10 protein-coding genes are annotated in these 13,216 nt (G+C 66.4%); 6 read left to right on the top strand and 4 right to left on the bottom strand.

The genetic code is table 11. The features are described from left to right. Positions 1–40: 40 nt before the first annotated feature. The 5 genes from ABZ004_RS38660 to ABZ004_RS38680 are packed head-to-tail and all read left to right on the top strand — an operon-like array spanning position 41 to position 7,542. Positions 41–2,398 (top strand): glycoside hydrolase family 95 protein, encoded by a 2,358-nt coding sequence (locus ABZ004_RS38660; RefSeq protein WP_355687004.1) that lies wholly within the window; start codon positions 41–43, stop codon positions 2,396–2,398. Positions 2,399–2,422: 24 nt separating this feature from the next. Continuing rightward, on the top strand, positions 2,423–3,415 hold the full coding sequence (locus ABZ004_RS38665) for an ABC transporter permease subunit (protein WP_355687006.1): 993 nt from the start codon (positions 2,423–2,425) through the stop codon (positions 3,413–3,415). Continuing rightward, the gene (locus tag ABZ004_RS38670) at positions 3,412–4,362 is read left to right on the top strand and encodes a carbohydrate ABC transporter permease (RefSeq protein WP_355687008.1); all 951 of its coding nucleotides are present in this window, start codon (positions 3,412–3,414) and stop codon (positions 4,360–4,362) included. Before ABZ004_RS38665 ends, ABZ004_RS38670 begins: the two co-directional genes overlap by 4 nt. Positions 4,363–4,396: 34 nt before the next feature. Next, positions 4,397–6,088, top strand: a complete 1,692-nt coding sequence (locus ABZ004_RS38675; RefSeq protein WP_355687010.1) for an ABC transporter substrate-binding protein — start codon at positions 4,397–4,399, stop codon at positions 6,086–6,088. 14 nt (positions 6,089–6,102) lie between these two features. Then, positions 6,103–7,542: an alpha-L-fucosidase gene (locus tag ABZ004_RS38680; protein WP_355687012.1), complete on the top strand. Its 1,440-nt coding sequence runs from the start codon at positions 6,103–6,105 to the stop codon at positions 7,540–7,542. 164 nt (positions 7,543–7,706) lie between these two features. Here the strand turns inward: ABZ004_RS38680 and glnA are convergent, their stop codons facing one another. Further along, the gene (glnA, locus tag ABZ004_RS38685) at positions 7,707–9,131 is read right to left on the bottom strand and encodes a type I glutamate--ammonia ligase (RefSeq protein WP_355687014.1); all 1,425 of its coding nucleotides are present in this window, start codon (positions 9,129–9,131) and stop codon (positions 7,707–7,709) included. Positions 9,132–9,320: 189 nt separating this feature from the next. Here glnA and ABZ004_RS38690 point away from each other — a divergent pair, with 189 nt between their 5' ends. Further along, entirely contained in the window at positions 9,321–9,785 is a 465-nt protein-coding gene (locus tag ABZ004_RS38690) for an RDD family protein (protein ID WP_355687016.1), read from the top strand. Positions 9,786–9,864: 79 nt separating this feature from the next. On the opposite strand, the gene ABZ004_RS38695 is transcribed toward ABZ004_RS38690, so the two are convergent. From ABZ004_RS38695 to ABZ004_RS38705, 3 genes are all read right to left on the bottom strand, one after another. Further along, on the bottom strand, positions 9,865–10,026 hold the full coding sequence (locus ABZ004_RS38695; RefSeq protein WP_355687018.1) for a hypothetical protein: 162 nt from the start codon (positions 10,024–10,026) through the stop codon (positions 9,865–9,867). A 235-nt stretch (positions 10,027–10,261) separates the two neighbouring features. Continuing rightward, the gene (locus ABZ004_RS38700) at positions 10,262–11,653 is read right to left on the bottom strand and encodes an aminopeptidase (protein ID WP_355687020.1); all 1,392 of its coding nucleotides are present in this window, start codon (positions 11,651–11,653) and stop codon (positions 10,262–10,264) included. Between the two features lie 89 nt (positions 11,654–11,742). Beyond that, positions 11,743–13,020 carry a cyclopropane-fatty-acyl-phospholipid synthase family protein gene (locus ABZ004_RS38705; protein WP_355687022.1) on the bottom strand — a complete coding sequence of 426 codons (1,278 nt, stop codon included), beginning with the start codon at positions 13,018–13,020 and terminating at the stop codon, positions 11,743–11,745. Between the last annotated feature and the right edge of the window lie 196 nt (positions 13,021–13,216).

The raw sequence follows: 13,216 nt of genomic DNA on the forward strand, positions 1-13,216 counted from the left end.
AAACATGGGATTAATCGCCTCTTGATGGAGGAATGCTGGCATGAGCAACCTGGTGAGCTCGGACCGGCCCGGAACACACCGCCTGTACTACGACCGCCCGGCCGATCGCTGGCTGGAAGCGTTGCCGCTCGGCAACGGGCGGATCGGTGCGATGTGCTTCGGCGGCGTCGGCCACGACCGGATCGGGCTGAACGACGAGACCTGCTGGTCCGGCGGTCCGGAGACGGCACGGCTGCTCTCGGAGCCGCTCGGTGCGATCGGCGCGGACGCCGTCCAGGCGGTTCGGGCGGCACTGGCGGCGGGTGACATCCGGCGCGCGCACGAGCTGGCCGGGGGATTCCATTCCGGCTACTCGCAGGCCTTCATGCCACTCGGTGATCTGCTGCTCGACATCACGGTCAACGGGTCCACACCGGTGGCCGAAGGCCTCACGCAGTACAGCCGAAAGCTCGATCTGGACGTGGCGACGGCTGTGACGGAGTACGAGATCGGAGGAGTCGTCGTCCGGCAGGAGGTGTTCGTCAGCGCGCCCGCCGGGGTGCTGGTCGTGCGCTTGACCGGGTCGACGCCGGGCGCGCTCGGCGTGACGGCGCGACTCGAATCCAAGTTGCACTCCCGGCCGCATGTCGGTGGGCTGCTGCTGCAGGCGCCGGCCGACGTGGCGCCGCCACATCGCGACGTACCAGAACCGATCCGGTACTCCGAGGGCGCGGATCGCGGAATGGCCGCCGCGATCGCACTGCGGGCGCGGACCGACGGTGAGTCGCACGAAGACGAAGCCGGCTTGACCGTGACTGGTGCGACTGAGCTGTCCCTGATTCTCTCGACAGCCACGGGGTACGACGGGCCTTCGACGGTGCCGACGCGGACAGCGGAGGAATGCTGGGCTTCGGCCGACGAGCGGGTGGTCGCGGCACTGGACCGCGAGTACGACGTACTGCTGGCCGAGCACGTCGCGGACCACCAGGCGCTGTTCCGTCGCGCATCGCTCGAGCTGGCCGGTCCGGCTGACGTCGCGGAGCTGCCGACCGATGCGCGGTTGACCCGGCACGGCGACGACCCCGCGCTGGCCGCGCTGATCTTCAACTACGGCCGCTATCTGATGATCGCGAGCTCCCGGCCGGGTGGCTTGCCGACGACCTTGCAGGGCATCTGGAACGACATCCTGCGCCCGCCATGGAGCAGCAACTTCACGATCAACATCAACACCGAGATGAACTACTGGCCGGCCGAGACGACCGCGCTGCCGGAGTGCCATCAGCCGTTGCTCGACTATCTCGAGCACCTCGCCGAGGCGGGACAGCAGGCAGCGGAGCGGTACGGCTGCGGCGGCTGGACGGCGCACCACAACGCCGACGCGTGGTGCTGGACGTTTCCTGTGGAGGGCGACCCGCGCTGGTCGAACTGGCCGATGGCCGGCGCGTGGCTGGCTCGCCATCTGTGGGACCACTACGCGTTCACGGGCGACCTGGACTTCCTCGGCCGCTCCTGGCCTGTACTGCGGGGCGCTGCGGAGTTCTGCCTCGACTGGCTCGTCGAAATGCCGGACGGAACTCTCGGTACGTCGCCGTCCACGTCACCCGAGAACGACTATCTGGCCGACGACGGCAAGCCTGCCTCGGTCACGATCTCGTCGACGATGGACCTGTCGCTGATCGCGGACCTGTTCGACCGATGCACGCAGACGGCCGGCCTGCTCGGCGTGATCGATCCGTTCGTGGACCGGCTCCTGCTGGCCCGCAAGCGGATCCCGGGACCGCCGATCGGTGGCCGTGGGCAACTCCAGGAATGGGCCGCGGACCTGCCGGAGGAGGACCCGCACCACCGGCACATGTCCCACCTGGTCGGCCTCCATCCCGGCGACGCGATCACCCCGGAAGGTACGCCGGCGCTCGCGGCCGCGGCCGCGCGAACGCTCGACCTGCGCGGCGATCAGGCCACCGGCTGGTCGCTGGCCTGGAAGATCAACCTGCAGGCCCGGCTCCGGGACGCCGCGGCGGCGCATCGCCTGGTCCGCGCGTTCCTGTCGCCGGCCGAGGACACCTCGACCGACTACGTGGGCAGCGGCGCCGGCGTGTATCCGAATCTGTTCTGCGCGCACCCGCCGTTCCAGATCGACGGCAACTTCGGAGCGACGGCGGGCATCGCGGAGATGCTGCTGCAGAGCCACACCGGCGAGATCGAGATCATGCCTGCCGTGCCGGACGACTGGCCCTCCGGCCGGGTGACCGGGCTGCGCGCCCGCGGCGGAGTCTCCGCCGATCTCGCCTGGTCGCCGGACGGCATCGACCTGGCACTCGCCGCGGATCGCGACCAGGAGCGGGTCATCCGCTTCGGCGACGAGCGGATCACTGTCCGGCTGACCGCCGGCACTACCCACCGTCTCAGCTTGAGCTGACGGCGCCCAGGGAGGAGGACCCCGATGGCAGCAATCCCGACCACCATCCCGCCACCGATCGGCGAAGCGCCGGCGCGGCCGCGTCGCCGCCGGCGGGAACGCACCACCGTCGCCGGCCTGCGCCGGAGTCTGCAGCGCCACTGGACCCTGTATCTGCTGATGGTCGTCCCGCTGATCTGGTTCGTGGTGTTCAAGTACATCCCGATGTCGAACGCCGTGCTCGCCTTCAAGGACTACAACGTGATCCAGGGCATCTGGGGGAGCCCGTGGATCGGCTGGCAGAACTTCGAAGTGTTCTTCCACAACCCGGTGTTCTGGACCCTGGTGAAGAACACCTTCGTGCTCTCGGTCTACACAGTCGCGGCGAGCTTCCCGCTCGCGATCGTCCTGGCCCTGGCGCTGAACGAGATCCGTACCGGCTTCTTCAAGAAGACGGTGCAGATGGTGACGTATGCGCCGTACTTCATCTCCACGGTGGTCGTCGTCTCCATGACGATCCTGGTGCTGTCGCCGCGGCTGGGCATCGTCAACGAGGGCCTCGGACTCTTCGGCGTACCGGCGGTCGACTTCCTCGGCAACCCGGACTACTTCCGGCACATCTACGTGTGGTCCGACGTCTGGCAGACGACCGGGTACTCCGCGGTGATCTACCTGGCCGCGTTGTCCGGCATCGACCCGGCGCTGCACGAGTCGGCCAAGATCGACGGCGCCAGCAGGTTGCAGCGGATCCGGCACGTGGATCTGCCGGGCATCATGCCGACCGCGGTGATCATCCTGGTCCTTGCCGTCGGCAACATCATGGCGATCGGCTTCGAGAAGGCGTTCCTGCTGCAGAACCCGCTCAACCTGAGCAAGTCGGAGATCATCGCCACCTACGTGTACAAGACGGGTCTGCTGAACGCGGACTTCAGCATGGCGACCGCGATCGGGCTGTTCAACTCGGTGATCAACCTGGTGCTGCTGTTCGGAGTCAACACGATCGCCAAACGGATCACCGGGAACGGACTGTGGTCATGAGCGCTCAGACTGAAGTGAGAACGTTGCCTGGGAAGAGGCTCGAGCGCCGTGCGGCGCGGGCCCGGAGGATCCGCGAGCCGCGGACGGACCGCATCTTCCTCTTCTGTGTCTATCTGTTGCTGGCGGTGCTGCTGGCGGTCGTCCTGCTGCCGCTGCTGTACATCGTGGCGAGTTCGTTCAGCAGCCCGGAGGCGGTCACGTCAGGCCGGGTGCTGTTCTGGCCGGTGGACTTCTCGCTCCGCGGATACCAGGCCGTGTTCGCCAACCCGCAGATCGTCCAGGGCTATCTGAACTCGCTGTTCTACACCGTGGTCGGGACGATCGTCAGCGTCACCATGACGGTCGCGATCGCCTACCCGATGTCGCGCCGCACGCTGGTCGGCCGCAATGTCGTGATGACGTTCATCTTGTTCACGATGCTGTTCACCGGCGGCCTGATCCCGACGTACCTGGTGGTCCAGTCCGTCGGTCTGCTGGATACCAGGTGGGCGTTGATCATCCCGCAGGCGATCGGCGTGTGGCAGGTCATCATCGCCCGCACCTACTTCCGTACGGCGATCCCGGAGGAGCTGGTCGAGGCCGCGCAGCTGGACGGTTGTGGCGACCTGCGGTTCCTGTGGTCGGTGGTGATCCCACTGGCCAAACCGATGATCGCGGTGGTCGCGCTGATGTACGCGATCATGCAGTGGAACTCGTACTTCGACGCGCTGATCTATCTGAAGAACCCGGATCTGTTCCCGCTGCAGCTGGTGCTGCGCAACATCTTGATCCTGAACACGACCGGCGGTGGGGCGGTCGATGCCTCCGTGGTCATCCAGCGCCAGCAATTGGCCGACCTGCTCAAGTACTCGCTGATCGTGGTGGCGAGCGTGCCGGTCCTGCTGATCTATCCGTTCGTCGCCCGCTACTTCACCAAGGGAATCCTGATCGGCGCCGTGAAGGGCTGATCTTCCGCATCACCTCGACCCTGTGAGGGACCTCATGTCTGTACAGTTCAGAAAGACGAGGCGTGCCGGGATCGCCGGCATCAGTCTCCTGGCATTCGCGCTTGCGGCCTGTTCCGGTGGCGGCGGCTCGAACAACGAGCAGGGTAAGCCGCTGCCGACGATCACCGGAAATCCCGACGTCACGCTGAACGTCTTCGCGCCGCAGTCGGCCGACACGAACCTCGCCACGAACGACTTCACCAAGCTGATGAAGCAGAAGTTCAACCTCACCATCAAGTGGCAGACCACGACGTTCGACGGCGGTCCGTCGAAGGAGAAGCGGCAGATCTCGCTGGCCAGCGGCGACTACCCCGATCTGTACCTGCTGATCCCGTGGGTCGACCAGTTCACCACCGCGGAGCTGCTCAAGCTCGGCAAGCAGGGCGTCGTCGTACCGCTGAACCAGCTGATCGACCAGTACGCGCCGAACATCAAGAAGGCGCTGGACTCCACGCCCGAGTGGAAGGCGATGGCGACCGCGCCGGACGGCAAGATCTACGGGATGCCGCAGTGGGTCGACTGCTTCCACTGTTCGTACCCGGACAAGCTGTGGATGAACTCGGCCTGGCTGAAGAAGCTGGGCCTCGAGCAGCCGAAGACCACCGAGGACCTGCGCAAGGTGCTCCAGGCGTTCAAGACCCAGGACCCGAACGGCAACGGCAAGGCCGACGAGATCCCGCTCAGCGCGAACCTCCGCGACAGCCTCATCCCGTACCTGATGGACGCCTTCATCTACGACCCGCAAGGGCAGAACAACAGCGGCGGCAACAACACCACACTGGTTCTCAACAACGGCAAGGTCGACGTCCAGGCGAACAAGGACGGCTGGCGCGAAGGCCTGCGGTACATCAACTCGCTCTACAAGGAAGGCCTGATCGACAAAGGCGCCTTCACGCAGAACCCGGACGCGATGCAGCAGCAGGGCAACCACGGCGGCTCGGTCATCCTCGGCTCGGGCACCGTCATGCACTCGGGCATCTTCGTCACCATTGGTTCGGCGGACGGGCGGGACAAGCAGTACGACGCGGTACCGCCGCTGACCGGTCCGAATGGCGCGAACTACGCCAGCTACGTCTTCCCGAGCATTCCCGGCGCCACGTTCGTGCTGACGTCGAAGGCCACACCGGAGAAGCAGATCCAGGCGATCAAGATGCTCGACTACATCTTCACCGATGAGGGACAGAACAACGGCCAGTTCGGCTCGGAGGGCAAGGCCTGGACCAAACCCGGTCCCGGCGATGTGGCGCTCGACAAGTCGCTGAAGCCGAGTTTCAAGCAGATTCCCCTGAAGCCCGGGTCGAAACCGCGGAACAGCGGTTGGGGTGCGCTGGCGCAGTACAACAACACCGCGAAGTACCGCAACTCCGAGGTCATCGACACCGACGCCACCTCGCAGGCGGGGTACGAACGCAAGCTGTTCGACGCAACGAAGTTGTATGCCGGCCACGAGGACAAGGCGCAGATCTACCCGTTCTGGAAGGTGTGGATCGACCCGTCCCTGGCGAGCGAGGTCGCGACACTGCAAACCAACCTCGAGAACTACGTCCAGCAGAACGCACTCCAGTTCATCACCGGCTCGAAGAACATCGACAGCGACTGGGACGCCTACGTCAAGGGACTCGACGGCCTCGGCCTGAAGCGCTACCTGGAGATCCAGCAGACCGCCTACGACAAGATCCCGAAGTAGTGGGGGAGCAATCGATGCAGGCATTCGAGGCGACTTTCGAGTCGCTGGGAGGCTTCGCGTGCCCGGACTGGTTCCGGGACGCGAAGCTCGGCATCTGGTCGCACTGGGGCCCGCAATCGGTGCCCCGGTACGGCGACTGGTACGCGCGCAACATGTATCGGGAGGGGTCCGACCAGTACCGGTATCACCTGCGGACGTACGGCCACCCCTCCCAAGTCGGCTACAAGGACATCGCCCGGCAATGGAAGGCGGAGCGGTTCGATCCGGATGCTCTGATGGACCGCTTCGTCGCCGCGGGTGCCCGGTACTTCGTCGCGCAGGCCGTGCATCACGACAACTTCTTCAACTACGAGTCGTCGCTGAACCCGTGGAACTCGGTGAAGGTCGGGCCGGGCAAGGACATCGTGGGGTTATGGAAGGCCGCCGCCGACCAGCGCGGGCTGCCGTTCGGGATCACCGAGCACCTCGGCGCGGCCTTGGGCTGGCTGGCGGTCAACAAGGGGAGCGACAAACACGGCCCGTACGCCGGTGTGCCGTACGACGGGAACGATCCGGCCGACCGGGATCTCTACCTCGACAACAGCCGATACCTCCCGGAAGTGGACACGGAGGTTCCGGACCCGTGGTACTGCGACGATCCCGGCTGGCACGATTACTGGCTCGCGGCGGTGACCGAGATGATCGATCGCTACCAGCCCGACCTGCTGTACTCCGACGGCGCGCTGCCGTTCGGTGAGCTCGGGTATACACCGGGGCTGCGAGCGGTGACCCAGCTCTACAACACGAGTCAGCGTCTTCATGGAACGAATCAGGCCGTCTATCAGCAGAAGGATCGCCGGCCCGAGGTGAGCCGGGTCGGCGTGATGGACATCGAGCGGAGTCAGACGCCCGGCATCCATGCTCTGCCGTGGCAGACCGACACCTCGGTCGGCGACTGGTTCTACAACGTCCGCGACGTCTACAAGACTTCAGGACATGTGATCGAGCTGCTCGTCGACATCGTGTCGAAGAACGGCAACCTGTTGCTCAACGTGCCACAGCTGCCGGACGGTTCGCTCGACGACGAATGCTCGCAGTTGCTCGACGACCTCGGTGCCTGGATGCGCGTAGGAGGTGAAGGCATCTACGGCACCAGACCTTTCCGCGTCTTCGGCGAAGGGCCATCGGGCGTCGTCATCCGTGGCTTCACCGAGGACCGGGTGCAGTGGACCAGCTCCGACTACCGCTTCACCCGCAAGGACGACACCCTGTACGCCTTCCAGCTGGCCTGGCCGGAAGACGGCCGCGCGGTCATCCGAAGCCTCGCCGACCACGAGACCGTCTCCGCCGTCCGACTACTGGGCCACGGCCCCATCCCCTTCGAACAAGCCCACAGCGTACTGGTAGCCCGCCTCCCCGACACCCAACCCCTAGCCGTCGCAAACTGCCTAGCCCTAGACCTCACCACCGCCTGACCGAACGAGCTCGATCACGTCGGCCCCAGCAAGGACGGCCGGATGGCCAAGGTCTACACCGACCGCCTGGCCGAAGTAGGAGCCGCACTCGGCGCCCGCTGACAAAACAAATCCACCCGAGCCGCCGTTACTGCCAGCGACTCGGGTGGATTGTCTAGTACTGCTTAGACGTCGTAGTAGAGCTCGAACTCGTGCGGGTGGGGGCGGAGCTGGATCGGGGCGATCTCGTTCTCGCGCTTGAAGTCGATCCAGGTCTCGATCAGGTCGCCGGTGAACACGTCGCCCTCGAGGAGGAAGTCGTGGTCGGCCTCGAGCGAGTCGATCACGGCCGGCAGCGAGGTCGGCACCTGGGCCACCGACTTGTGCTCCTCCGGCGGCAGCTCGTACAGGTCCTTGTCGATCGGGTCCGCGGGCTCGATCTTGTTGCGGATACCGTCGATGCCGGCCAGCAACTGGGCCGAGAAGGCCAGGTACGGGTTCGACGACGGGTCGGGGCAACGGAACTCGATCCGCTTCGCCTTCGGGTTCGACCCGGTGATCGGGATCCGGATGCAGGCCGAGCGGTTGCGCTGCGAGTAGACCAGGTTGACCGGCGCCTCGAAGCCCGGCACCAGGCGGTGGTAGGAGTTCACCGTCGGGTTGGTGAAGGCCAGCAGCGACGGGGCGTGCTTCAGGATGCCGCCGATGTACCAGCGGGCGACGTCCGACAGGCCGCCGTACCCGGACTCGTCGTAGAACAGCGGGTTGCCGTCGCTCCACAGCGACTGGTGGCAGTGCATGCCCGAGCCGTTGTCACCGAAGATCGGCTTCGGCATGAACGTCGCGGTCTTGCCGGCGTCCCAGGCGGTGTTCTTGACGATGTACTTGAACTTCATCAGGTCGTCGGCCGCGGTCAGCAGCGTGTCGAAGCGGTAGTTGATCTCCGCCTGCCCCGCCGTACCGACCTCGTGGTGCGCCCGCTCGACGGTCAGGCCGCTGGCCTCGAGGTGCTTGGTGATGTCGTTGCGCAGGTCGGCGAAGTGGTCGACCGGCGGCGCGGGGAAGTAGCCACCCTTGTAGCGGACCTTGTAGCCACGGTTACCACCCTCCTCGACCCGGCCGGTGTTCCAGGCGCCGGCCACGGAGTCGATGTGGTAGTAGCTCTCGTTCTGCTTGGTCTCGAACCGCACGTCGTCGAAGACGTAGAACTCGGCCTCGGGCGCGAAGAAGGCGGTGTCGGCGATGCCGGTCGACTTCAGGTACTCCTGCGCCTTGCGGGCGATGTTCCGCGGGTCCCGGCTGTAGGCCTCGCCGGTCAGCGGGTCGTGCACGAAGAAGTTGACGATCAGCGTCTTGTCCCGGCGGAACGGGTCGACGTAGGCCGTGGTCGGGTCGGGCAGCAGTGACATGTCCGACTCGTGGATCTGCTGGAAGCCGCGGATCGACGAACCGTCGAACTGCAGGCCGTCCTCGAAGACCTCGGGACCGAATGACGACACCGGGACGGTGAAGTGCTGCATGATGCCCGGCAGGTCACAGAACCGGACATCGATGAACGCGATGCCCTCGTCCTTGACGTAGGCGAGCAGCTCCTCAGCGCTGGAAAACATACGTACTCCTCGGGGTGGCTCAGAGATTGTTCTGAACGTAGGCCCTGCCGATTACTCGGCCGTGACCCCAATGTTTCGCGGATGTTACGCCCAGCGTGGTCCGCGCTGACCCACTGGCGACGGCACGGGGGTAGTGAGAACCCCGGCCGCACAGTTCGTGCCCGTTTCGGTGAGCACTAAGGTTGCATCATGGCATCATCCGCGCAATCCGGGGCAGGACCCACCGAGGAGTTCCGGTATCCGGGCAGCCGGCTGGGGCTGCCCGAGCTGGGATCGGGCTCGGTGGCCGGCTGGGGACGCAGAGTGGTCGCGCTGTTCGCCGACTGGCTGATCGCCGGCCTGATCGCGTCGGCCGTCACCGGCAAACCGATGTGGGCCGGTGGCAATGACTTCCGGACCGCGCAGCTGGTCACCTTCTTCGCGATGTCCGCGATCCTGACCGGTCTCGGCGGGGGCACCATCGGTCACCGGTTGCTCGGGCTGCGCGTGATCCGCACCCAGCCGGGCGGCAGCGGGTACGCCGCGCAGGTCGGCCTGCTCGGCGGAGCGATCCGCGCGCTGCTGCTCTCCTTGGTCATCCCGGCCGTCGTCTACGACCGCGACCGCCGTGGCCTGCACGACAAGGCAGCACAAACAATCGTCGTACGCCGGTAGCCCGGCCGACGCACGTCGTACGGGCTGTTCGGCTCGGGGAGGCGCTATCTCCTAAGGCACCAGGTTGGCAGCACCGCAGTCAGTCGCGGGGGAGTTGGTCGTTGGGGTCCTCGTCGGCGTCCGGTAGACCGGTTTCCGCCAGGGGACTGTCTTCGGCGGAGTTCGGATTCACCTCGTCCTGATCGGTCGAATCACGCTTTGGGCCGTCGAACGGCATTGGATTGACCTGACTGGTACTCATGGGGAAACCTCCTGTTCGTCCTCGCTACCTGTACCCAGCCCCGCTGAACACCAACGATGCCCGAGCCCGAAGGCGCGGGTGCTCTGGAGGTTCAGCCGCCGGTCGGAGCGGGAAGGGTCCGGACGGCGGTCAGGGCGCCGAAAGTGAGCGGTGCCCATTGCCTCGTAGAACCAAAACTCACCGCAAGCTCGTCCAAGGGGTTCGCCCTGGGCGAGCCTGCGCGCCCACTCTTCGGTCAGGCGAGGACCCATTCGTCGTCGATGAGGATCGGGATTTTGCCGGTGGGGGTGGTGGCGGTGACGGTCAGGCCGTCGCCGCCGACGACCACGTCGGTGTGGACGGTGGCGGTGTTGAGGCCGGCTTCGAACCGTTCGTCGGCGCTCAGGTCCTGCCAGTCCGGAATCGTGAACGGGAAGCTCTGCCCCCAGGCGACGTGGCAGCCGGCGTTCTCGTCGAACAGCGTGTTGTGGAAGACGGTGTCGGCCTGCGCGATCCGCGACTCCTTGTCGACCAGCGCGACCTCGCCGAGACTGCGCGCGCCTTCGTCGCTGTCGAGCTGGGCCCGAGCCACTTCGGCGCCGGTGTCGGCGGTGACCTCGGTGATCCGGCCGCCTTCGAGCGTGAGCCGGAGACCTTCGACGAGCTGCCCGGCGATCACGACCGGCTTGGTGACCCGCAGTACGCCGTCGGCGCGGCGGCGGTCCGGGCTGGTGAAGACCTCTTCGGTCGGGATGTTCGGCATGTAGGTGACGCCGGCCGGGTCGGTGACCGATCCGCCGGTCCACCGGCAGCCGGGGATCAGGCCGACGGTCAGGTCCGTTCCGTCGCCGGAGTACGTGAGCTCGCTGACCTCCAACGCGTCGAGAGCCTTGGCCCGGGCACCCAGCACCGCCGCGCGATCGCGCCAGGCGGCTACCGGATCAGCCTCGTCGAGCCGCATCGCCTTGCTGACGGCGGTCCAGAGTCGCTCGACGTCCGGTTCGCCATAGACCTGCGCGGCCCAGCCCGGGTTGGGCGCCGCGACGACGGTCCACCGCCACCGGTTGGTCATCACGGCCTGCCGCCGGGCGGTCTGTTCGCCCTTGCGGACGGCCGTCAGCTTCGCGGGGTCGACGCCCGCGAACAGGGACGAGTCAGGCTGGCCGACCAGCGCGATCGTGGCTATGCCCTCATCGGCCCACTCGGCCGTGCGCTGCAGGGCCCAGGGCCGGTCCTTGGTCAGCGACTCGAGGCTCCCATGGGTGAGTTGCGAACGCCGGATCGGTCCGTCGGTCCACTCGACCTCCACCCAGCCGGCACCTGCGGCGTACGCCTGCTCCACAACGGCCCGCGCCACCTCCAGCTGGGCGATGTCGGCGCCGATCAGCACCCCCTGTCCCGGCTGCACGTTCACCCCCACCCGGACCACCAGATCGGCAAAGCTCACCAGTCGATCGGCACTGCTGCTCATTTCCACCTCACGGAGTCGACGTCTGCTCCCGACCCTAGACGTCGTACCGATCAGGCGCCCGCATATTCGGTCCGCCGACCTGAAGACCGAGGGGTTCGGCGTGGCCTCCCAGATCTCCTGCCGGCCGAGCGCGGTCAGGTCGAGATACTGGTAGCCGTTGCCCCCGAGAGCGGACACCTCATGTCCGTCGGTACACCACCTCCGCCCGGGCCGCTTTCGCCTCCTTGCGTGGCTACTTCCTCTCCGGGTGCTTCTCCCCGTACGGGCTAGCGTTTGGTGAGGAGGAGTTGGACGTCGTCCAAGTAGCCGGCTCGGAAGCCGGCTTCGGAGTAGGCGAGGTAGAACTCCCACATGCGGCGGAAGGTGTGGTCGAAGCCGAGGGCCTCGATGTTCGGCCATTGGTCGATGAAGCGGTTGCGCCAGATGCGGAGAGTGCGGGCGTAGTCGCCGCCGAGGTGACGTAGTACGTCGGCCTTGAGACCGGTGTGCTGCGCGGTGACCTGCTGGATCGCGTGTACGGACGGCAGCAGACCGCCCGGGAAGATGTACTTCTGCACCCAGGTGAACGTGTTGCGGGTGGCAAGCATCCGCTCGTGCGGCATCACGATCGCCTGCACAACGGCGACCCCGCCCGGCGCGAGCCGACGCTCGATCGCGTCGAAGTACACCGGCCAGTACTTCTCGCCGACCGCCTCGATCATCTCGACACTCAGCACTGCATCGAACTCGCCGATCTGATCGCGATAGTCCCGCAGAGCCACCTGCACCCGGTCGCTCACCCCAGCATCGGCGATCCGCCGCTGAGCAAGCAGAGCCTGCTGGGAGGCGATCGTGATCGCAGTCACCCAAGCGCCTCGCTGAGCAGCCCGGATCGCCAGGCTCGCCCATCCACATCCGATGTCCAGCACCCGCGACCCCGCGACCACTCCGGCAGCATCCAGGATCGAGTCCAGCTTCCGCAGTTGCGCCGGTGAGAGTTCGTCGTACGACGCGGAGCCAAGATTCTCCAAGGCCGAAGGACCGAACAAGGCCGCCGAATACGTCAGAGTCGGATCCAGAAACTCCCCGAACATCGCGTTGCTCAGGTCGTAATGCCGGCTGACGTTCTCCCGGGCACCCGCGCGGTCGTTCTCCTGCTCGCCGGGCTGGGTCCGAGTCACCAGCCAGCGCAGTGACTGCGCCCACTTCGGCAGCAGATGCCGGGTCTCGTCGTTGCTGAACCGCTCGGCGAACGGAACAAGCAGGTCGGCCAGGTCGGTCCCCGGCTCGGGGTCCCAGTCGCCGGCCAGATAGGCCTCGCCGAACCCGGACCCGGCGTCCTGACCGAGCCGGTCCAGGAACGCGGCGCTACGGTGCACCCGCATCGCGGGTCCGCCCAGCCCGTACGACTTGTTGTCCAGGTGGATCGTGGCCGGCAGGTCCTTGGCGATCATCCGGATCGCGGCCAGCGCACCGACCCGGCGGACCGGGTTCGAGCGTGGCCGGACCAGCGTCGGCCACGTCTCGGCCACCGGTTCATGGACAGCCGTCATCAGATCCGTCATCTCCACCTACCCCCCACCACTCGTTCTGTCCTGGCGGCACTCTATGGCCGATCGGCCTGCAGTGTCCTGAGCCGGACACTCGACGAGTGCGACACCAGACACAGAAATACCCTCACTCCTAGAGAACGCCGCCGGGAGCGATCGGTTACAAAGCTGCGGCCCCGCCGATGCGAGATCGACGGGGCCGGTCAAAGTC

The sequence above is a fragment of the Kribbella sp. NPDC006257 genome (assembly GCF_040613535.1).
Lineage (GTDB): Bacteria > Actinomycetota > Actinomycetes > Propionibacteriales > Kribbellaceae > Kribbella.